This window comes from Pseudomonas sp. GM60 (assembly GCF_000282415.1).
GTDB lineage: Bacteria > Pseudomonadota > Gammaproteobacteria > Pseudomonadales > Pseudomonadaceae > Aquipseudomonas > Aquipseudomonas migulae.
The window spans coordinates 1-20,840 of the sequence record NZ_AKJI01000077.1 but is presented as its reverse complement, the minus strand read 5'-3'; the positions used below and the strand labels follow the sequence as shown (position 1 = coordinate 20,840).

16 protein-coding genes and 1 pseudogene are annotated in these 20,840 nt (G+C 58.1%); 7 read left to right on the top strand and 10 right to left on the bottom strand.

Going from position 1 to position 20,840, the window contains the following annotated elements; genetic code table 11:
• Positions 1-51: 51 nt before the first annotated feature.
• Complete coding sequence (locus PMI32_RS10435; RefSeq protein ID WP_008031190.1) at positions 52-5,343, bottom strand: dermonecrotic toxin domain-containing protein; 5,292 nt, start codon at positions 5,341-5,343, stop codon at positions 52-54.
• Between the two features lie 236 nt (positions 5,344-5,579).
• On the opposite strand from PMI32_RS10435, the gene PMI32_RS10440 reads away from it, so the two are divergent.
• The gene (locus tag PMI32_RS10440; RefSeq protein ID WP_008031188.1) at positions 5,580-6,701 is read left to right on the top strand and encodes a sensor histidine kinase; all 1,122 of its coding nucleotides are present in this window, start codon (positions 5,580-5,582) and stop codon (positions 6,699-6,701) included.
• A 94-nt stretch (positions 6,702-6,795) separates the two neighbouring features.
• On the opposite strand, the gene PMI32_RS10445 is transcribed toward PMI32_RS10440, so the two are convergent.
• Both PMI32_RS10445 and PMI32_RS10450 read right to left on the bottom strand, forming a co-directional pair.
• Positions 6,796-7,101: a chaperone modulator CbpM gene (locus tag PMI32_RS10445; protein ID WP_008031186.1), complete on the bottom strand. Its 306-nt coding sequence runs from the start codon at positions 7,099-7,101 to the stop codon at positions 6,796-6,798.
• Between the two features lie 23 nt (positions 7,102-7,124).
• A complete protein-coding gene (locus tag PMI32_RS10450) occupies positions 7,125-8,072 on the bottom strand; it encodes a DnaJ C-terminal domain-containing protein (RefSeq protein ID WP_008031184.1) in 948 nt (315 codons plus the stop codon).
• 298 nt (positions 8,073-8,370) lie between these two features.
• Here PMI32_RS10450 and PMI32_RS10455 point away from each other — a divergent pair, with 298 nt between their 5' ends.
• A complete protein-coding gene (locus PMI32_RS10455) occupies positions 8,371-9,645 on the top strand; it encodes an Hsp70 family protein (RefSeq protein WP_008031182.1) in 1,275 nt (424 codons plus the stop codon).
• A 118-nt stretch (positions 9,646-9,763) separates the two neighbouring features.
• On the opposite strand, the gene PMI32_RS10460 is transcribed toward PMI32_RS10455, so the two are convergent.
• From PMI32_RS10460 to PMI32_RS10470, 3 genes are all read right to left on the bottom strand, one after another.
• On the bottom strand, positions 9,764-10,777 hold the full coding sequence (locus PMI32_RS10460; RefSeq protein ID WP_008031181.1) for an AI-2E family transporter: 1,014 nt from the start codon (positions 10,775-10,777) through the stop codon (positions 9,764-9,766).
• Positions 10,778-11,004: 227 nt separating this feature from the next.
• Complete coding sequence (locus tag PMI32_RS10465; RefSeq protein WP_008031179.1) at positions 11,005-11,310, bottom strand: PsiF family protein; 306 nt, start codon at positions 11,308-11,310, stop codon at positions 11,005-11,007.
• 64 nt (positions 11,311-11,374) lie between these two features.
• Positions 11,375-12,169 (bottom strand): AraC family transcriptional regulator, encoded by a 795-nt coding sequence (locus PMI32_RS10470; RefSeq protein ID WP_032828890.1) that lies wholly within the window; start codon positions 12,167-12,169, stop codon positions 11,375-11,377.
• 96 nt (positions 12,170-12,265) lie between these two features.
• On the opposite strand from PMI32_RS10470, the gene PMI32_RS10475 reads away from it, so the two are divergent.
• Complete coding sequence (locus PMI32_RS10475) at positions 12,266-13,153, top strand: DMT family transporter (RefSeq protein ID WP_008031174.1); 888 nt, start codon at positions 12,266-12,268, stop codon at positions 13,151-13,153.
• Positions 13,154-13,243: 90 nt separating this feature from the next.
• Here PMI32_RS10475 and PMI32_RS10480 read toward each other — a convergent pair whose 3' ends face one another.
• The 3 genes from PMI32_RS10480 to PMI32_RS10490 form a co-directional block, all read right to left on the bottom strand.
• Positions 13,244-14,134, bottom strand: coding sequence for an esterase/lipase family protein (locus PMI32_RS10480; RefSeq protein ID WP_008031172.1), 891 nt, complete (start codon positions 14,132-14,134; stop codon positions 13,244-13,246).
• Positions 14,135-14,242: 108 nt separating this feature from the next.
• Complete coding sequence (locus tag PMI32_RS10485) at positions 14,243-14,548, bottom strand: DMT family transporter (RefSeq protein ID WP_008031171.1); 306 nt, start codon at positions 14,546-14,548, stop codon at positions 14,243-14,245.
• Complete coding sequence (locus PMI32_RS10490) at positions 14,549-15,187, bottom strand: FMN-dependent NADH-azoreductase (RefSeq protein ID WP_008031168.1); 639 nt, start codon at positions 15,185-15,187, stop codon at positions 14,549-14,551. It lies immediately after the preceding gene.
• A gap of 108 nt (positions 15,188-15,295) precedes the next feature.
• On the opposite strand from PMI32_RS10490, the gene PMI32_RS10495 reads away from it, so the two are divergent.
• From PMI32_RS10495 to PMI32_RS10505, 3 genes are all read left to right on the top strand, one after another.
• A complete protein-coding gene (locus tag PMI32_RS10495; RefSeq protein WP_238541029.1) occupies positions 15,296-16,267 on the top strand; it encodes a LysR substrate-binding domain-containing protein in 972 nt (323 codons plus the stop codon).
• Between the two features lie 238 nt (positions 16,268-16,505).
• Positions 16,506-17,276, top strand: a complete 771-nt coding sequence (locus PMI32_RS10500; RefSeq protein ID WP_008031165.1) for a hypothetical protein — start codon at positions 16,506-16,508, stop codon at positions 17,274-17,276.
• A gap of 80 nt (positions 17,277-17,356) precedes the next feature.
• Positions 17,357-18,019 carry a hypothetical protein gene (locus PMI32_RS10505; protein ID WP_008031162.1) on the top strand — a complete coding sequence of 221 codons (663 nt, stop codon included), beginning with the start codon at positions 17,357-17,359 and terminating at the stop codon, positions 18,017-18,019.
• 75 nt (positions 18,020-18,094) lie between these two features.
• On the opposite strand, the gene PMI32_RS10510 is transcribed toward PMI32_RS10505, so the two are convergent.
• Complete coding sequence (locus tag PMI32_RS10510) at positions 18,095-20,164, bottom strand: AsmA family protein (protein WP_008031160.1); 2,070 nt, start codon at positions 20,162-20,164, stop codon at positions 18,095-18,097.
• 388 nt (positions 20,165-20,552) lie between these two features.
• Between PMI32_RS10510 and PMI32_RS10515 the strand changes: the two are divergent.
• Positions 20,553-20,840, top strand: a pseudogene (locus PMI32_RS10515) (hypothetical protein); the annotation flags it as partial.

Sequence of the window (20,840 nt, the reverse complement as noted above, 5' to 3'; positions counted from 1 at the left end):
GCCAAATCACCGGAGCCTGGCGTGCCTGGCTCCGGCGTAAAACAGAAGCGATCAGGTGTTCGACTGTACGGCGAAAGGGATTTCTACCCGTCGCAGTTTTGCCCGTTCGATCGCCTGTTGGGTGAACAGTTTGAGCAACGCTTTTTTGTCTTCGTTGATTGCATCCAACTCTGCGTCATATTCCGCTCCGGTCATGATGCGTCCCGGTGCAAAGGCGCTTTCCGGTTTGTTCAGTTCAGCGCCGAGCACCCTGAGCTCTTCCTTCAATTCTGCCTTTTGCTCAAGAGAAAGCGTCGTTTCGGTCGCACGCGTATCCAGTGCCGTGTAGAGCTCTGTCGTGGCATTGATACGGCGCTTGATGCCCTTGAACACTGCGCGGTTGGAGCCTTCGACGTAGGATGCCCAGAACGGCTGATCAATGAGCAAATAACTGAGCAACTCCCCTTCTTCAAGGTCGAGCACGCGTCGATACGCCGACTCGATCATCGCAGGTGTGACACCGGCAATTTTTCTGAATTGCATTTTTCGCGTCTGCCAGGGTAGATCCAGTCGGTCGGCAAGATCCGTCATGAATGCCAGGTGAACTTCCACTTCATCGATCGTTCCGGTTACCTGACCCGCGGCATTCACACGCCTGAATTCCTCGCCCATCTTCACGCGTTCGGAAATCGTTTTGCGGGCAATCGCGCCCAGTTCATCCAGGCGTGACTTGCCCCGAGCCAACGACACCAGCTCACCCTCCACCAGCGCGGGATTGGCCAGTTCATAGGCCTCATGAATCAGCACCTCGATCCCCATGGCATTGAACAACTGCGCGCCAGCATCCACACACCCTGTCGGCACAGTGGTCAGGGTGAAGAGTTTTTGCCGCAGCTCGGTATTTTTCGACATCGCATCGAGCATTCGCCAGACCTTGGCGGTCATGTCGAGCCGAAACCCGGGGTCGCGATTGAAATGACCCGACTCGGTGAGTTTGCGAATCTCGTTGAAGAAGCCGACCGAACCGATCTCATCCTCGACGCTGTTCCAGACTTCCTGCCTGGCCACCCATTCCGGCCGGGTCAAGCCGGCTTCCCAGTCGAGGCTGTCGCGCACGCCACGAGGCGGATACGGTCGATCAGGGTCCATGCCGACGGACGCGATGTACTCCCTGAGCGTCTGCAAATTGAAGGCCGGCAAAAACTCCGGCTCCCGGTTCAACAACGTGCGCGCCAGCAATTCCGCCTGGACCGAACCACGCGTGACCATGGGCACGTAGGTGATTTCGTTGCGCTGCATGTCCAGGTAAAAATGCCGGAACCGTGGCTGCGCGAACAAGCCGTCCGGCCAGGTCCGAATGCCGGTGTCGGCCAGGATCAGCGTATGTAACACGCGCATGCTGCCAATATCCGGAACCTGCCCCAGAGGATTGCTGTGCAAGTCCAGGATCTGAAGCCGCGTCAGGTTGCGCAGGTCTGCGACGCCTTGCGCATCCAGGACAATGCGGTTTGCGCGCAGGTTCAGCTCCGTCAGCGCGCGCATGCGGCCGATGGCACGAGGAAGTCGGGTAAGCGCATTACCGTTGACGTTGAGCGAGCGCAATCGCGGGAAATGATCGAGCAAGGAAACTTGTGCGTCGGTCAATTCGGTCAGGGTCAGATTGAGGCGAGTGACGTGATCGAAGTTGCCCTCCAGTGCGGGCATCGTGCGCAGATGCCGCCCCAGCGGCAGATTCTCGAGATCGAGCACGAAGCCTCGCAGCTCGCCGTACGAATCCACATCGCGCAAGCCTGTGTGCTGCCAACATTCCCTGACCGCTTTGTACACCGCGTTTCTGGACTGCCATTCGGCGATGCCGGCGGACGTAAAGCGGAATGCCTCGGTCGGTGATTTCAGCCAGCGTTGGAAATTGGTGTTCAACCGATTGAATTCCGCTTCGAGGTCGCTCGCCCTCTGCTCAAGACTGACGTCGCTGCCCCCCGCTTGCAGATAGGACTGCGCTTCGGCCTCCGTCCATCCGGGGCGAACGACGCGGACCCGCTCTTGCGGCGTTATTTGCCCCTGAACTCGACGCAGACCTTGAGCCATCCCGCGCATGCCCCCACGCAGACGCATCGTGGCTGGATCGTACGCAGGTTTTCGAACAGGGTTATCCGCCAGAAGCGCGTTGAACCTGTCCCGCGGCAATGGCGTTTTTTGAATGGCGCGCTTGAGCGTCGCGCCTTGATTGATCTGGTACCCCAGCGCGTTCCGCTCGGCATCAGGCAAGGCATGCAACACCGAAGCGTAGAGGTCATCGGCCCCATGCAGATGCAGATCATCGGCATCGCGGGCCTGGTACTGACCGTCCTCGCTGACAAGGATTCGGCGCACGGCGGCATCTGCCGGGCCGACACTGTCGCGCAACGGTCCATCGAATGAAGACTCACGGATTTCGATCCGCACGTTTGCGGGCCAGTCGGGCAACGCTTGCAACGAGTGCAACGAGTGCAACGCCAATCGCTCGCTATCGACACCGTACGCACCATCGAGGTAAAGCCCTTCGTAAGCACGTGCGGCGCGTAACGTGCGCAAGGCCAGCCGCGTGCGCTCTCTGAGCTGCAAGGGAATGCGCGAAGACTCGGTGATAGTGAGCAAGTCCTGCGGTTCGATGTCGGCCAGCAACTCACGGGCGATCACCGTCGGGAGGTTGCTGAAAGCGTCCTGGAGCACCCGCACTTGCCGGTTGTCTGTCTGCTGCAAACGGCGATTGAGCGCGTCAAACAAAGGTCCCGGATGACTGCCTGCCCGCCCCGCGAGCTGGTTTTTCAAGGCGTCGATGCGGATACGCTCGTCAGTGGAAATACTCTGTCCGAACAACGCATGGATGTCGGCTTCATTGACAAACTTCACGGCCAGCTCCGGAAGTTTCCCGGCACCGACCTCGGCACGGCTTATCTTCAGCGTATTGGCCGGCGATGCGTCGAGATTGCCGTACTTGATCGAGCGCCCCGACTGTCCGGCGCCGTCAAAAAGCTCGATGCTTTTTTGCTCAGGCCAGCCCGGCAGTTCCACCAGCAAACGGGGCACCTGCTCGATGAACGCTTCGGGAATCTCATCGAGCACTATCTGCCCGGGCAGCTTTTGCACATCAGCCCAGGTCTTGAAGCGTTCGATCGTGTCGGTCAGCAGCGCGGGCGGTGGTTCGTTGACGACATGCAGCCGGCGCAACAGGTCTTCCTCGACACCGCTGGCGATACGAATCTGCTCCAGTGTGGCCTCGGACAAATCCTCAACCGCCAGCCCCAGACGTCGCATGAGCGTGACTTTGTCCCACTCGACGGGTCGGTCGAGCTCGGTCTTCCACACACCCGCACCGTCGTGTTCGAGTGTGGGCTGATACGCCTGCGGCCGATCCGGATGTTGCAGGCGTGGCTGGCCCGTGAGTGGGTCGTTTCTGACTTCGAAGTATTTGTTTTCATGCTTCAGGATGGTTTTTTCGCTGTGCCGGAACAGCCCCTGTTCACCTGGGGTCGCCGTTTTGGGCAACATCAGGTCATGGGCGTAGGGCGACAGGTCCGGCTTCCAGAGGCGTGTCTTGCCCTCAGGCAACTCAACCTTTTGCAACCGATCGATAAACGCCGACGGTTTGACCGACGCCGCCGCACCGGCGGGCAACACATGCCCCGCCGCCATGATTGCCAGTTGCGCGAAATTGATCATGACACTGGTCAGATGGGCCGCTGCTTCGTCCCTGTCGCCCTTGCTCCACTCCTCGATGCCCTCCATGGTTTCGAACAGCATCTGCCCGACCATGACCGCCAACATCGCTTCGCCCAGGCCAGGAACCAACATCGCGCCGAAGTTGAACACGTTCCAGCCGATGCTCAGATAGCTGGTCAACCGATTCCAGCGGGTGGTCGCGTCTTCATCGTCGGTCGGCACCGCGATATGTCGCACATCCGCAATCGCCTTGTCCCTGCGCCAGCGACCGATTTGCGGCCAAATATCGCCAGAAATGATGTTGGTGATGGGCTCTGCGTTGGCGTTTTCAATCGCGGTCTCTCGCCACCACGGCCCCATGTCCAGCGGCTCACGTTGCGTCCAGGTGAACGTGGTGAAACGCTCGCGAACCCGGGCAAAGAATTTGCCATGGTCTTTTTGTGCCACGAACCGGCTGAAAAACTGTTGATAGTCCGGCGAACGCAACTGGCTCGTCAGTTCCTTCATGAAGTCAGTGAAGGACGCATACTCTTTGAAGGGATGGTCAGGATCATCCGGGACATAAACGATCAACGTCCCGTCGAGACGGCTTTGTTGAAAACCATCTTCCCTTTGCAAAGTGGCTTCGACGAGACCGCTGGGGCCATTGGCGAAAAACGCCTCGAGTAATTCGAACTGTTCAAACTCCTGACCCGGTAGCAGCGTCAGACTTCTGGACCATTCCATCAGTGTGCGCTGGTGCCGGGGAACCAGACTGTCGTAAATTCTTTTAACTTCAGTGGGGTCTGCCACTGCACTGAACAACAGGATGCCGGACAACCTGAAGCCCATTAACGAAAGTCGATGGCATTGCAAAGGACGATGATTCCACATAACGCCTTTTTCATTATCACGAACTTGCTGAAGTTTCCCGTAGCCATAGGAACTGATGTCGTTTTTCAAATACGCGATCAATGCGGATTCGTTGAAGATGGCTTTTTCACTGGCCATGCAGTGCCGCTCGATTATTGCCTTGGCCGCGATATCTTCAGGCATCAGTGCGGCCTTGATGTGACGCTGATAGTGCGCACCGATATCAAGCGTCCGGCACAGGGCCGCGAATTGTTCGACCGTCAGTGCATGCCGCTGCAACTCGTTTTCGTGGTCCCGGATGAAGATGCCGGAGCCGTCGCGAAACGCGCCCGCCTGCGTTTCAGGCGCCTCGAAATTGTGCAGCGCCGCTTCCAGCAACGTCGATTGCCTGAGCCGACTGGCATTGGTATCGATGCCAAAACCCAGTTTTGCCGGGATATACAGGCGAATGAGCGTCGCATTGACGTCCAGCTCCAGATTCAGCTGGTCCTTTAATGCTTTAACGAGCAAAGGTTCGGCAAAGGCAAGAATGTCCCGCTGTACATTCTCCAACGCGTCGTCCAACGGGACCTGAAGGCGCCAGCGCTCATCCGTCATTTGCTTGAGGTACTGACGGTCGATGGCGCGTGCATTCAGATACCACTGTGGAAAATCCGCGGTCGAATCGGCCATCCCAAGCAATCGTGAAACTGGTGCGTCTTTTAGCGGCGAAGGCAGTTTGCCCAGCAGATAATCACGATGAACATTGGCTTTGCTTCTTCCATGCCCGGTAATAACTTGCAACGCCGGAGCGTCCAATCGTTCGTTCATTTCGCAGATCCTTATGCGATGAAAAGAACCACCAGACTATTGAGTGCAGTTAAAAACAAAAGATTAAAAAACCACTTGGAAAACCGCACCAGACCGACAATGCATTCAATTTCAGGATCTAAAAAATATTTAATTAGCACCCTGAGGCCACCAAAGAATGGTCGCCGGCGCAGTGGTAGTTTTTAGGGGGTGCCAAAGGGGCTAAGATGCCTCGGATTGCCATCAGGAAACCGACCATGCGCTTATCCGAATTCATCAGGCAACACGTAGACCGTATCGTCGATGAATGGGAGCAGTTCGCCAGGACGATTACCCCGGCGGCAGAAAATATGGATCGAGTGGCCTTGCGTGATCACGCCAGGGAAATCCTGTTGGCGGCAGCGCGGGACATGACCACCGCGCAAACCGCCAGCGAGCAACTCGCCAAGGCCAGGGGCGAAGGTCCGGAGAAAACCCCGAGCCTGGACGAAGCCGGCGCCAGTCATGGTGAACTGCGCCATACCGTGGGCTTCGATCTGTTGCAGATGACCAGCGAATTCCGTCACCTGCGCGCCTGTGTGATCCGGTTGTGGGTCAACAGCCTGGAATCACCGGACCTCGCTTACTTCCAGGACATGATCCGTTTCAATGAAGCCATCGATGAAGCCCTTGCCGAATCCACGGCGGCCTATGCCGAACAGGTCAATCATTCGCGGGATATCTTCCTGGCTATTCTCGGCCATGACCTGCGCGCCCCCTTGCAGGCCGTGAGCATGTCCACCGAATTGCTGATGCGCAAAGCCACGCTTGAAGGCGATGCCTTGGCTTGTGCGGTCAACATCAAGCGCGGCGCGCGGCATATGGCGGTGATGGTCGGCGATTTGCTGGAGTTGGTGCGCAGTCGCCTGGGTAAGAGCCTGCCGATTGAACCGAAACCGATGGACCTGGCCGATGCCGCCCACGCAGCGATTGCCGAAGCCTGTGCCGGTAATCCCGAATGCGATCCGACGGTTCATGCAGAGGGCGACACGACAGGCGTGTGGGATGCCGGACGCCTGGCTCAACTGCTGCAAAACCTGATCGGCAATGCGTTGCAGCATGGGTCGAACAAACATGATGTGACGGTGACCCTCACCGGCGAACCAGACACCGTTCGTCTAACGGTGCATAACTTTGGAGCGCCGATACCCGAAGACGCGATCGGTACGATCTTCGATCCGCTGGTACGCAGCGCCGATGAAGAACTCGGCCAGCCGTCCACCAGTCTTGGCCTGGGGTTGTTCATCGTCAAGGAAGTGGTCGATGCGCACGGCGGGACGATCGAGGTCAATTCGAACGAAACTGACGGGACGCTGTTCACTGTGGTGTTGCCCAGATAGACCGCCATCTGTAGGAGCCAGCTTGCTGGCGATGGCGATCTTACGGACGCCATCGCCAGCAAGCTGGCTCCTACAGGAATCGAATTCGCTTCAGCTATTCGACAACCAACCGCCCCAACCGCTGCTTGAGCATCCGGTTCTCGGCCCGCAGTTGCTGAACCTCCTCCAGCAAATCCAGCGCCAGGGCAACCCCCTCCCACTCCAGATCCAGGTCGTGCCGCAGCTTCGCGGCACGCTTGGCCAGCGCCAGCTCATAATCGGTGAAACGCCAATCCTTGGGCTGCTTGCCCTGAGGTTCGAGGATGCCGTGCTCGACGATTTCGATCACGTAGACGTCCGACAAATCGGTCGCCTCACAGAATTCTGCCATGTCCAGTTGAACGATCAGGGGGTTGCTCATGATGGGCTACTCCGTCTCTTGGATCAGAAGTTTTCTCTCGGGTCGAATGCGGCTTTTTTCGCCAGTTCCTGCCACAACGCCTTGACCTCGTCGCTCGAGGTTTTCGGCATGACCGCCTTCAATTGCACGAACAGATAACCGCGTTGACCGGCCTTGTTCAGCAAGCCGTGGCCCTTGGCACGCATGCGCTGGCCGTTCTGGCTACCGGCGGGCACCTTGAGGTTGATCTTGCCTGTCAGTGTAGGCACGGCCACTTCGGTTCCCAACGCCAATTCCCATGGGGCCAGCGGCAGCGTAATGATCAGGTCCTCGCCTTCGACGTCGAACTTCGGATGCGGCGCAAAACGAATGATCAGGAACAAGTCGCCGTTGGCGCCACCACCGATGCCCGGTGCACCCTGGCCTTTGAGGCGGATGCGCTCGCCGTCGGTCACGCCGGCGGGGATTTTCACGTTCAGGCTTTTGCTGGTGTTGCTGACGTGCTGGCCGGCAGCGTTGTACTGCGGTACCTGGAACGTGACCTTCTTCGATTCGTTCGAGAGGGTTTCTTCCAGAAAGATCCCAAGTTCCATTTCCACGTCTTGCCCTCGACGTCCGGCACTGCGACGCGACTCTCCACCACCAAACCCAGGACCACGGTTACCGAAGATCGAACTGAAGAAGTCCGAAAAATCGCCCGAGTCCTGACCGCCACCAAAACCACCGCCGCCACGCCCCTGCCAACCTGGCGGGCCCTGGAACGGTTGGCCGTGCTGGCCGTATTTGCGTAAGTCGTCGTATTCGGCGCGCTTGTCGGCGCTTTTCAGCGCTTCATAGGCTTCCGAAGCGTCCTTGAATTTGGACTCGGCGTCCTTTTCCTTGCTGACGTCCGGGTGGTATTTGCGCGCCAGCTTGCGATAAGCCGCCTTGATCGTCTTATCGTCCGCGGTCGGTTCCACACCGAGAATCTTGTAATAGTCTTTGAAGTCCATCGTGGAATCACCATCCATTATCAAAATCGCGCCATCACCGGCAGCATGCGCTCATTGGCAGCCGCAGGGTTGACCGATCTCAAGATTGTGACCGGGGCGCGTATCAGAAGTTTATCGGCAGCGGCGGGCGGTTCTTTTGACCATCCCAATGGCTGCCAGGGCCAATGCAGACAAGTTTGGGGCATGGGGCCATCTTATCAAGGCGCTAATTACCGAGATTTAGCGGATAGTCGGCCTTCGAATCTGCGCCGCACTGGCATACACTGCGCGGCCGTTTTTTAACCGGAACCTGATAGACATGAAAAACGCATCTCCAGCCCGTGCCTGTGGTATCGACTTCGGCACGTCCAACTCCACCGTCGGCTGGCTGCGCCCCGGCATGGAAACGCTGATCGCGCTGGAGGACGACAAGATCACCCTGCCCTCGGTGGTCTTCTTCAATATGGAAGAACGCCGCCCGGTGTACGGCCGACTGGCGCTGCACGAGTACCTGGAAGGCTACGAAGGCCGGCTGATGCGCTCGCTCAAGAGCCTGCTGGGTTCCAAGCTGATCAAGCACGACACCAGCGTTCTCGGCACGGCGATGCCGTTCAAGGACTTGCTCGGGTTGTTCATCGGTCAGTTGAAGAAACGTGCTGAAACCGCCGCTGGTCGCGAGTTCGATGAAGTGGTGCTGGGTCGTCCGGTGTTTTTCGTCGATGACGACGAAATGGCCGACCAGGAAGCGGAAAACACCTTGGTGGACGTGGCCCGTGCCATCGGTTTCAAGGATGTGTCGTTCCAGTACGAGCCGATTGCGGCAGCGTTCGACTATGAGTCGACCATCGAAAAGGAAGAGTTGGTACTGATCGTCGACATCGGCGGTGGTACGTCTGACTTCTCGCTGGTGCGCCTGTCTCCTGAACGCCGCAACCACGACAATCGTCACGAGGACATCCTCGCCACCGGCGGCGTGCATATCGGCGGGACCGATTTCGACAAGCAGCTGAGCCTGCAAGGCCTGATGCCACTGTTCGGCTACGGCAGCCGGATGAAGAGCGGTGCCTACATGCCGACCAGCCACCACATGAACCTGGCGACCTGGCACACCATAAACTCGGTGTATTCGCAGAAGTCGACCCTGGCCCTGGGCAGCATGCGCTACGACATCGAAGACACCGGCGGCATCGACCGTCTGTTCAAGCTGATCGAGCAACGCGCCGGGCACTGGCTGGCGATGGAAGTGGAAGAAACCAAGATCCAGCTGACCCACGCCGACAGCCGCCATGTGCCGCTGGACCGCATCGAGCCGGGCCTGAGCGTGGAGTTGAGCCGGGCGTTGTTCGAATCGGCCATCGACAACTTGCTGGAGCGCGTGCGCAACAGCGTGACCCAGATGCTGAACGACGCCGACGTGCGGGTCGATCAGGTGGATACGGTGTTCTTCACCGGTGGTTCGAGCGGGATTCCGGCATTGCGCAACAGCGTCTCGGCGATGTTGCCGAATGCGCGGCATGTGGAAGGCAACATCTTTGGCAGCATCGGCAGTGGTTTGGCGATTGAAGCGGCCAAGCGTTATGGGCCGATGGACTGATCCAAAACCGAGTCGCGCCCTTCGCGGGCAAGCCTCGCTCCTACAGGGATTGCATTGATTCTGTAGGAGCGAGGCTTGCCCGCGAAGGCGTCAGATCAGGCAATACATATCGACCGGATCAAACCATCCCAACCTGCTTCAACTCACTCTTCAAATACGCGTAATAAATCGGCCCCGCCACCACCCCCGGCAGGCCGAACGCGGCCTCGAACACCAGCATCGCCAACAGCAACTCCCACGACTTGGCACTGATCTGCCCGCCGACAATGCGCGCGTTGAGGAAGTATTCGAGCTTGTGGATAACAATCAGATAACCCAGCGCGGCCACCGCGACCCAGATCGACAGCGACAAACCGACGATTGTGATCAGCGTGTTCGACATCAGGTTGCCGATCACCGGCAACAGGCCGAGCAGGAAGGTCAGCACGATCAGGGTTTTGGTCAGCGGTAGTTTGATGCCAAACATCGGCAGGACCACCGCCAGGAAAATCCCGGTGAAGAAGGTGTTGAGCAGGGAAATCTTGATCTGTGCGAACACGATGTTGCGAAACGCCTGGACCAGCAGGTGCAAGCGATCAAACAGTGCGGCGGCCAGCGGCTTGCGCTTGGTCAGGTCCGGCACCCGTTGCAGGGCGATGATCGCGCCGAGCACCATGCCGATCAGCAACGTCACGAACATGTGCGCCGCGTCCTTGCCCACCAGTTGCAGGTCGCTGAGGTGTTTGCTCATCCACTCGCCAATCGCCACGCGAAACTCGGCGGCGCTGGCCGGCAGGTAAACGTCGATGAACGGCGGCAACTGACCGCGAGCGCGGTCGACCACGAGCATGAATTTATCGAGGGAAGCGCCGGGGTTTTCCGCCTCATGCAGCAGAAAACTGAAGGCGCCGGCAAAGATCAGCGTCAGCACACTGACCACTAGCGTCCCCAGTAACGCCACCGCCAGCCAGCGCGCACGCCGACCTTCGATCAGTCGCTGCAATTGCGGGGTGAGCATGTTGACCAGTTCGAACACCAGCAGACCGGCCAGCAGGCTTGGCAGCAAGCGCAACGGAATCACCAGCAGCAAACCACCAAAGATGATGACCCAACTGATGAGCAGCAAGACTTGGCGTTGAGAAAACGTTGGCATACAGCCTCAAAACGAACGGCGTAAAAGGATTGGCAGTCTGCCAGCGTTCGGGTGTCAGCACTAGGGATTGTGTGGGGCGACGTTGGTCGGGGGCAGAGGCGATTTCTGCAGCGCTCTGGCCGGCCTCATCGCGAGCAGGCTCGCTCCCACAATGGATCTGCATACACAGGACAAATGTGGGAGCGAGCCTGCTCGCGATGGGGCCCTCACAATCCCCGCAAATCCGTTTATTTTTTCTTCAGGCAATCACTCATGAACGCCTTGCGCTCATCACCCTTGAGGGCCTTGGTCGCCGCATCGGCATTGCAGGTTTTCATCTTCTCTTGCTGAGGGGTCAAGGCTTTCGCGTCATTGGCGGCGGGTGCGGCTTTAAGGCAGGTGCTCATGAAGGCTTTGCGCTCATCGCCCTTGAGGCTTTTCGCGGTAGCGTCGGCATTGCAGGTGGTCATCTTGTTCTGTTGGGCAGTGGCGGCGAAGCCCTGGGAGCAGAGCAGCAAACCGATCATCAACAAAGGGACACGCAACATCGTCATGGAGTTTTCTCCTTGTTGCCGCACCGAGGGGCACGGCCTCGCTCTGGAGTGTAGACAAAGCCTGTTACAGCTTCCTGCCCGGCAGATGGCTTCGGCGATACTGCTCCGGCGTACACCCGGCCTGGCGCTGGAACATGGCGATAAACGCCGACCCGGTGCTGTAGCCCATGTCGAAGGCGATTTCCTGAATGCTGCGATGGCTGTCCAGTGCTTCGATAGCCGCCAGAAAACGCAAACGCTGCCGCCACTCGCCGAAACTCATGCCCAACTCGCGCACAAACTGCCGCGCCAGGGTGCGCTCGCTGACGTGAATCTGCTCGGCCCATGCCGACAGTGGCCGGTTATCTCCGGGCTCAACCTGCAAGGCTTCCAGAATCCCGAGCAGCCCGGGACTGCTGGCGTAGGGCAAGTAGCATTGGTGGATGGGCGCCTGCTGCAGTTGATCCACCAGCACTTGAGCCAGACGTTGGTCGGCCTCTTGCTCGGGAATCTTCACGTCACGGGCGGCGAAGTCCTTGAGGATTGCCTTGAGGATGTCGCTGATCGCCAGGGTACAGGCCTGCTTCGGCAGTTCGTGGCACAGCGCCGGCGCCAGGCAGACGGCGCGGTAGTTGATCGGTTGATTGCTGTAGAAACTGTGTTCGATCTGCGGCGGCACCCACACGGCATATTGCGGCGGCGACATGAAACGGCTGCTGCCGATTTCCATGTGCAACACACCGTTGGCCGAATACTCCAGCGTGCCCCAGGGGTGACGGTGGGCCGAGGCATATTCGTGGCTATTGAAGTCGGCGTAGCGGAAGTACACCGGCGCGGGCAACTCGCTGAAATCCAGCAGGTCGATGTGTTTGCTGTTCATGCTGTCTGTCATCAGGGTCAGGTTGTCTGGATCGCAGTATAGGCTTGCATCCGGACAGGCGATAATTCTCCCTCATTAACGTTCTGGTTGTTCCTGATGCAATACGCTTATCCCCTGCTGGCCATTTTCATTTGGGCTGGCAATACCGTGATCACCAAAATGTCGGCCGGGGCGATCTTCCCGGCGGAGATCGGTTTTTACCGCTGGCTGCTGGCCGGATTGTTGTTCACGCCCTTTATGCTCAAACCGGTGATCGCCCATTGGTCGGCCATCCGCCCGAACCTGTGGAAGATTTTCATCCTCGGCGTGCTGGGCATGGCGGTTTATCAGAGCCTGGCGTACTTCGCGGCGACGCTGACCTCCGCCACCAACATGGGCATCATCCTGTCGCTGATGCCGTTGATGTCGCTGGCCATGGCTATCGTCAGCCTGGGCCAGCGCCTGACCGCCGGTGCGCTGGCCGGTGCGGTGTTGTCGTTTGGCGGTGTGTTGGTGGTGGTGTCGTCCGGCAGCCTCAGTGCATTGCTTGAGCACGGGGTGAACCTGGGCGATGCAATGATGCTGATCGCCACGCTGGCCTATGCGATTTACAGCACGCTGCTGAAAAAATGGCAGCTGCGCTTGCCGCCGCTGGTGTTGTTGTATCTACAGGTGTGGGTGGCGGTGGTGGTGCTGTTTCCGTTGTTCGCCGTGTCGCCGAAAATCGGTCCGACGCTGCAGAATATTCCGCTGGTGCTGTATGCCTGCCTGCTGGCGTCGATGGTTGCGCCGCTCGCATGGATGCAGGCCGTGGTGCGTCTGGGACCGAGCCGGACGACGCTGTTTTTCAATTTGCTGCCGGTGATTACCGCATTGATTGCCGCGCTGGTGTTGCACGAGCAATTGGCGATGTATCACCTGGTGGGCGGGATGTTGACGTTGGGTGGGGTGATTGTTTCGGAGCGTTGGACCATGGTGTTGGGCCGTAAGGTTGGCGTCGCCTGAATTGACGCCATCGCCAGCAAGCCGGCTCCTACATTTGAAATGCATTCCAAGTGTAGGAGCCGGCTTGCTGGCGATGAACGATAACGCGGTCTAAACCCCGGCGGCCTTGAGCCGCGCCGCATGCTCCACAAACAACCGGATCGGCTCGGCCCCCTTCCCCACCAACCCCAGCGATTGGTTGACGATGTCAAAGTGATCCAGCGGATACTCATCGCCAATCACCGTGCCCAGATGCGAGCTGTAACGCCCGACCATCCCGTCGCAATGCCCGACTTCACGCACGAAGGTTTTAGCAAACAGCCGACAACTGCGATTCGTCCCGTCGAACAGATTGCGCCCGCGATCTGTCTTGCCTGGCTGCAACGTGCCGGACCACGAGTAATAGCGCACGCCGTTGACCTCTTCCGGCCCGTGCCCGCCCCATGTTTCAGGCAAGCCCTGTGGATAACGTTGGTTGAACAACGCCACACCCGCCGTCGTCAGCGATTCATGGGACGCGTGGATGTCCACCGGCAGCTTCGGCCCGCGATAGCCGGTTTCCAGCCAACTCATCAACGCACCGATGAGTCGAAGAAAAAACGCCAGCAGCCGCCCCCTCGCGCTGTCCGCCGGGTAATGTTTGTGCAAGTAATCCGCCAGTTCCGAGCCGTGATTGGGGCCGGCCACCGAGGTCACGGAAGCCACGCGATCCGGGCGTTTGGCGGCGGCGTAACGGGCGGTCAGCGAGCCTTGGCTGTGGCCGATCAGGTTGACCTTCTCGGCACCGGTTTCGCGCAGGATTTCATCGATCCGCGCCAGCAATTGTTCACCGCGCACTTCAGTCGAGTGCAGCGGCGACACCTGAACCGCAATCACCGTCGCCCCTCCCTGGCGCAACGCCGCCACGATCCCGTACCAGTACGGATAAAGCACCAGACGGATAAACCCGAGCATTCCCGGGACCAGCACCAACGGATAACGCGTGGCAGAACCTTGCGACATGGGCAAACGTCCTTGTGATCGGTGAGGTGACGCAAGGCTGAATACAAGACATCAGCCCAGCATCGACATCGAATGTGACAGCTCGACGACCAGTCTATGACATCCGCTCTATTTCAGCCCCGCCACCCCCGCCACGATCAATCCGACCGATACCAGTTTGACTGCCGTCAGGCTTTCGCCGAGCAACGCAAACCCGAGAAACACCGTGCCCAGCGAACCGATAGCGGTCCAGATCGGGTATGCGATGCTCACCGGCAATTCCCGCATCGCCAGGGTCAGGAAATAAATCCCGCCCACCGCCGCCACGACCGTGATCAGCGACGGCCAGAGCCGGGTGAAGCCTTCGGCATACTTCATGCCCATGGCGAAGGTGACTTCGAACCCGGCGGCGATCAGCAAAAACACCCAGGCCATCTAGAACTCCCTGGCCAGCGTCAGCAAACGCTGCTCGGCCTCGGCTACGGAGATCTCGAAGGTGCGCTCGGCGGATTCTTCACCCTCGGCAGCCACGACGATCACGTCGGTAATGCCGATAAACCCCAGCGCCGTGCGCAACAGCGTATCGGCATGGTTCAAGGCTTCCAATTCACCACCGGGACCAAAACCGAACCCGCCACGGCTGGTGACGATCAGCGCTTTCTTGCCGTGCACCAACGGCTCGTATTGCGCGACACCATTGTCCAGTGTGTGATTGAAGGTCAGCCCGAGCCGCACGATTTGATCGATCCACGCTTTGAGGCCGCTGGGCACGCTGAAGTTGTGCATCGGCGTGGAAATCAGCAGCAGATCGTGGCCCAGCAACTCGGCGACCAGTTCATCGCTGAACGCGAGGTCGGCCTGCATCGTCAGCGGCCGCGCCTCGGGCTCGGGGTAAAACGCGGCGGCCACAAACGCTTCGTTGACCGGAGGAATCAACGCCCGTCCGACTTCGCGGCGAGTCAGTTGCGCTTGCGGATGGCGGGCCTGCCAGGCGCCGAGAAACACTTCGGCCAGGCGACGGGAGTGGGAACGTTCGCCCCGTGGGCTGGCGTGAATGGCAAGAATTGTGTTCATCTGAATCTCCTGAGGACTAAACTCAAACCGCGTGTGGCATGCAGCTTGTGCCCGCGACCGTCTCGCCTCAAATGAGCAAAAATCAGCTTGGATGAATTCATTTCATCCATGGAGTGTTCAATGTTTGCCTCGCTGCCACTGACCGCCCTGCGCGCCTTCGAATCCGCCTCACGCCTGCTGAGTTTCAAGGCCGCCGCCGAAGAACTGTCGGTGACGCCAACAGCGGTTTCTCATCAGATCCGCTCGCTGGAAACCTGGCTCGGCGTGCCGCTGTTCGAGCGACTGCCACGGCAAGTGCGCCTGACCGAATGCGGCGAGCGTCTGTTCCACAGCCTGCACGGTGCTTTTCTGGAAGTGGCGCAAAGCGTCGACACCTTGCGCCCGCAACGCAGCGGCACCAGCCTGACAATCTCCACCACCGCGGCTTTTGCCGCCTTGTGGCTGGTACCGCGACTGGGGCGTTTTTACGCCCGGCATCCGAACATCAGCGTGCGGCTGGACACCCATTGCGAAGTCATCGATTTGCATCAGGACGCCAGCGTCGATCTGGTGGTGCGCTATAGCCTCGATGACTACCCGAACCTTTATGGCCTGTGCCTGTTCGATGAATCGTTCGGCGTTTATGGCTCGCCGGAACAGGTTGCACAGGCCCGCATCCGGGCACCGACGTTGATCAGCGTGCGTTGGCACAACTCGAAGCTGTACGCCCATGGCTGGGAGGCGTGGTGCTCGCAGTCTGCAGAAACCTGGCTGACGGCAAACCCGGCGGTCCGCGAATACGACGAAGAGCATTACGCGCTGCAAGCAGCGATCGCAGGGCAAGGCCTGGTGCTGGCGAGCAATATTCTGGTGTCCGAGAGCGTGGCCAGCGGTTTGTTGGTGGCTTACCGGAGTGACATTCAGGTGAATGGCGCCGGTTACAGCGCGCTGTGCGTACCGGGTCGTGAACGCCATCCGCCGGTGCGGGCATTTTTTGCGTGGTTGCAGGAGGAAGCCCGATTGTCTGGCCTGCTGCCAAGATCGCAAATCACATCAAATTTTTCGCCGCGCTTGTCACTTGATCATTCAGAACATCAGTAATGTAAGACCCGATCTGGCTCAGAAAGAAGAGCATGCCGATAATATCGGCCAATACATTGAAATACTTATAAACGACAACTAAATTCTTATCGCCAAAATAGCCACAAGAATTCAACCAACAACTAACCACCCTTCAAACCTAAGGTTACAAACACTGAATAGACATTTTTCAGTATGGACTTATTCTAACAACCACAACCCAATGGTTGCTTAAATAAACTTATAAAGGACTATACCCATGCATTTGGAAGAACGACTTGAATTTATTGACTCCCTGCCACCACTGCCAGCGGTTTCGAATGAACTGATCATCACACCTCGCTCACTGACCAACGCGCCTCCACACGACATCAACAAGCCAACCGCCAGTGTCATGCCTGATACGATCGATGCATTCTTGCCAGGCGTTTCACAGCAAATTATCGACGATGTTAATCTGTGCAAGTTGGTGATGCAAAATGCCGCAACCAAACTATACCCTGAAGATGCACAGCTCTTCGAATGGTACAAATACTATGTGGGTGGCCTGGACAAACTTGGCTGGGTTGTTCAAAACAAAAACATGGAAACTGTCACCATCCGAAAGATTGGCCTGACCATGGATCAGGTTGCCCTTCACGTCGCAACCGCACTGATCGGAGCGGGTCCTGCCGCAATCTTGGCAAACGTTGCGCAACTGGCCGTCGGCGCCGTGCAAAAAGACCCCGGCGCCATTCAGATCTTTGACCGGAACAGGAAAACCGGTACGCAGGCAAAATTTGATATCGCTCCGGTTTGGGTCGATAAAAACAATCAACCGAACATGCTCCTCAATTGCATCTCCCTGGATGCACGGGAAAGCACGCGTGGCATTCTGTTCTGGAAGTCCACCCAGCAGAGCACCACCATAAAAACAGGAGCTGTACGCACCTATCTGGATGCTCAGACTTTCTCGGGACTGCGCTCCGATCTTTATTCGAAGTTCACGGAAGCCGGGAAAAAATTCATCAAAGACCTTCCTGACTTTTAATCACCTATGAATATTTAAATCGACAAATAATTGTCGATTTAAATAACTTTTCCGCGCATAGGCTGCGCCCGGAGACAATCATGGATACATCCACATTCGATGTATATCTTGTCAATGGCAACATTACTATTTTTTGCGGCACTCACTCTGACAAGTTCAAGAACGATATTTTAAATTCAAGCCTCTATGCAGAACTGGTGGCGACGCAGCGCAGTGGTGATCGAGAAGCGTCGTGGTTAACCTACACAGACATCGTGAGCAAGTTCAAGTGGGTCATAAACAGTCGAGAGACACAGCGTACTGCGTTTGACAATTCAAGCTTGCTGGAGCTCTTGACTCAGAGCGCAGAAAGCGCTCTGCCACACAACGAACGACAAATACTGACCAACGCTTTTTCGCGACTAAAGAAACTCGCGCGCGACTCATTGGCCATTAAAACAATTATCGACAAACTCAGCGCCAACGGCTCTGCGGCTGCCGGTGGAACACACACGCTGTTGAATATTGTTCGCAAAGACAAAACCTTGTTAACACTGCAACTATCCTTCAAAACACCTACCGTGATTGATATCGACATCCTTGACAAACCAGTGCTGAAGTCAATCAACGATGGAAAAACCAACATTCGATTGTTACGTAGCTCACTGGATGAGCTTCAATACAACGAAGTCAGAAATACGGTTATCAATAAACTGGGAAAAAAAATCAGTACGGACCTGCTACATATCCCCACACCAAACTGATTGAACTGAAATTTTCCCCTGGTTTAATCGCTCTCGAATCATCAGTTCGAAAGCGATTAAACCGTTCAGGCGGGGTCAGTTTTTGACCGTTTTCGGCGCCTTGCCCGCCTTCATCTGCTCCAGCAACGGCGCACACTGATTCGGCTCACCACCACTCGGCGCCACCAGCGCCAGTAACCCCGCCGCCGGCGCCGCAATCACGCCCAAGGCCACCATCCCCGCCCCGCGCAGCAACAGCGGCACCGCTTTAACGCCAGCGTCCGGCTTGATGAACTTGCCTCGCACGTACAGCGGCGAACGCAGGGAAATCAGGCGCCAGCCCTTGGATTCCGGGGTGATGGTCAGGTCCAGTTGCTCAGTGGCCATGTTCGCCGTGCCATCGATGTAGATGATCGCGTTCTCGGTATCGAAGACAAACAACCGAGTGGTCGCCAGGCCGGTCTTGATGTCGAAGTCGGCTGCAGCGCAATTGATCTTCACTTCTTTGTCGCCAAAGATTTTACCGACCACGTAGTTGCCAACGTTGAGCCCGGCCAGTTCCATCAACTCGCGGCTGATGGCTCCGTCGTTGATCAGCATCTTCAAATTGCCATTGGCCGTGCCCAGCAGCTTGGCCACCGAGTTGCCGTGACCACTGATGTCGGCATCGCCATTGAGTTCGCCGAAACTGGTCTTCATCGGTTCAAAAGTCGGGAACAGCTGCTTGAGCTTGAAACCGCGCCCGGTCAGCTTGGCGTTGCCTTCCAGCGGTTCGGTGCGACCGTTCAGGCGAATCTGCGCATCCAGTTTGCCGCCGGCCACGCCGAAACGCAGGGGTTCGAGGCTGAGCACGCCGTCGGTCAGCACCAGGTGCGTGTAGAGATCGTTGAACGGCAGTTTTTCACTGTGGACGATGCGCTTGCCGGTAAATTCGACGTCAGCGTCCATGTCGCGCCAGCGCTCGGTCTTGAACTCTTCGACCGGTAACACCTTGTCCGCCGGCTGCTTGCTTTCGCCGCCTCGGGCCTTTTGCTTGGCGTTGGAGTCGGCGCCGATCAAGGGCGCAAGGTCGGTAAACAACAGTTGATTGGAGAGCAGCGAACCGCTGAGTTTCGGCCGAGGTTGGCTGGCGACGTAGGCCAGGCTGCCATGGATGTCGCTCTCGCCGATCTTTCCGTTGAACGCTTCGTAATGGAACACCGCGCCGCCCGGCTCATGCAGCTTGGCGATCAAGTGGCCGTCGGTGGCGTAGGGCGGTGTATCCGGCAGGGTCACGCCGGTCAGCGGATAGAGGTTGCCCAGGCTGCTGCCGGCCAGTTTCAGCCGCAGGTCCAGCGCACCAAGGTTGAGTGGGTCGGTCAGCGTACCGGCGAGCTCGACGCTGGTGTCGGCAATCTTGACCTGGGCCTGGAGCGGGAACGGTCGGGCCGAATCCTGCAAGGCCAGCAGGCCGCCGATCTTGCCTTCGCCCGTCAGTTTCTGGCCGTGGTATTGGCCTTTGACCTTCAGTGCAAACGCGTAATCCTGGGGGGCCGCGCCCTTCTCCTGCGCAGTTTTCGCGGCTTTTTCGCCGACGATGTCGCTGAATGGGATCGGCTTGCCCAGCGGGTCGATGATCAGGTCGAGCTGCGTTTTCAGGCTCTGGTCGTCGAGGGTGACGTGGCCTTTGTCGAAGCCGATCGAACCAATGTCGACCACCCAGCTGGAAGGTTCGGCGTTCGGGTCTTTCGGGTCGAACTTGAAGGTCCAGTTGGCGCGGCCATCGGCCAGGCGCTGGAGGTCTGCGTTCGGTTCGGTCAAGTCGATGCGCGGGATCGTCACCCGTTGCGCCAACAGGGCCAGCGGCGAAATGCGCAGCTCGACGCGTTTGAGCGTGACCATCTGGGGCTGCTTCGACCAGTCCGGGTTGCCGAGGCTCAGGTCTTGCGCCACCACATGCGGCCACGGCACCCAGGCGCGCCACCCACCTTCGTCAAGCTCACGCCGCCAGACCACCGACAGGTCGCCATTAATAGCGAACGGGCGGTGCAGCTCTTCGGAGACTTTGGCGTTGAGGGTCGGTTTGATCCGGTTCCAATCGAAGAACGCGATGATCAGAACCAGTATCGCCAGTAACACAACCAGGCTGGCAAAGGTCCAGGCAAAAATTTTCGGGGTGCGCGTCATTGCACAGGGCTCCTGAATACGACTGAGCGCCCTGACCGCGACGCGCGTGTGAAACCTCAGGCCAGAACCGGCCTGGCATGAAGCCTAGGACTGGGAAACGGCGCGCAGGTTTAATCGAAATGCGGCTTAACGTTCAAATAATCGGTCGGGGACACCCTGCACTCGAAATCCGGCGTTACCGACCCCGCACTTTTGTGCGACGCACGTGAGTAGAAAATACCCACATCAGTGCGAAAACAACCGCCGGAAAGGCCCGGTCTAGAGCCTTCGCACGGAACAATCAATTCTGTTGATTATTACCATTGCGTTTATGAACTTTTATATCGACTTATCGAGAGTAGCATTGCCCTCGTACCCACTTTGCCGCCCTCCCACGGAGCACATGATCATGAAACGCCAACTACTGTTTAGCCTTACCCTCTCCATGCTGGCCAGCACTGCTTTCGCCCTGCCAGCCGCTGACCAGGCCACCCCACAAGTGAAAGACAGCCACTCGGTGTTCAGTCAAACCGTTGCCGAAGGTGGTAATGATCGCCTGAAAGAAAAAGGCCTGATCACTCAAGATGGTTCGGACCGCACTCCACAAGGCCAAACCCTGGCTGCTGACGGTTCCGACCGCACCCCACAAGGCCAAACCCTGGCTGCTGACGGTTCCGACCGCACTCCACAAGGCCAA

Coding starts and splice junctions, on each gene's coding strand:
- PMI32_RS10460 (WP_008031181.1), bottom strand. CDS start 10,777: ATGCCAACGTTTTCTCAACGCCAAGTCTTGCTGCTCATCAGTTGGGTC.
- PMI32_RS10485 (WP_008031171.1), bottom strand. CDS start 14,548: ATGGCCTGGGTGTTTTTGCTGATCGCCGCCGGGTTCGAAGTCACCTTC.
- PMI32_RS10445 (WP_008031186.1), bottom strand. CDS start 7,101: ATGAGCAACCCCCTGATCGTTCAACTGGACATGGCAGAATTCTGTGAG.
- PMI32_RS10475 (WP_008031174.1), top strand. CDS start 12,266: ATGCAATACGCTTATCCCCTGCTGGCCATTTTCATTTGGGCTGGCAAT.
- PMI32_RS10440 (WP_008031188.1), top strand. CDS start 5,580: ATGCGCTTATCCGAATTCATCAGGCAACACGTAGACCGTATCGTCGAT.
- PMI32_RS10495 (WP_238541029.1), top strand. CDS start 15,296: ATGGAGTGTTCAATGTTTGCCTCGCTGCCACTGACCGCCCTGCGCGCC.
- PMI32_RS10450 (WP_008031184.1), bottom strand. CDS start 8,072: ATGGACTTCAAAGACTATTACAAGATTCTCGGTGTGGAACCGACCGCG.
- PMI32_RS10500 (WP_008031165.1), top strand. CDS start 16,506: ATGCATTTGGAAGAACGACTTGAATTTATTGACTCCCTGCCACCACTG.
- PMI32_RS10455 (WP_008031182.1), top strand. CDS start 8,371: ATGAAAAACGCATCTCCAGCCCGTGCCTGTGGTATCGACTTCGGCACG.
- PMI32_RS10465 (WP_008031179.1), bottom strand. CDS start 11,310: ATGACGATGTTGCGTGTCCCTTTGTTGATGATCGGTTTGCTGCTCTGC.
- PMI32_RS10480 (WP_008031172.1), bottom strand. CDS start 14,134: ATGTCGCAAGGTTCTGCCACGCGTTATCCGTTGGTGCTGGTCCCGGGA.
- PMI32_RS10435 (WP_008031190.1), bottom strand. CDS start 5,343: ATGAACGAACGATTGGACGCTCCGGCGTTGCAAGTTATTACCGGGCAT.
- PMI32_RS10505 (WP_008031162.1), top strand. CDS start 17,357: ATGGATACATCCACATTCGATGTATATCTTGTCAATGGCAACATTACT.
- PMI32_RS10490 (WP_008031168.1), bottom strand. CDS start 15,187: ATGAACACAATTCTTGCCATTCACGCCAGCCCACGGGGCGAACGTTCC.
- PMI32_RS10470 (WP_032828890.1), bottom strand. CDS start 12,169: ATGAACAGCAAACACATCGACCTGCTGGATTTCAGCGAGTTGCCCGCG.
- PMI32_RS10510 (WP_008031160.1), bottom strand. CDS start 20,164: ATGACGCGCACCCCGAAAATTTTTGCCTGGACCTTTGCCAGCCTGGTT.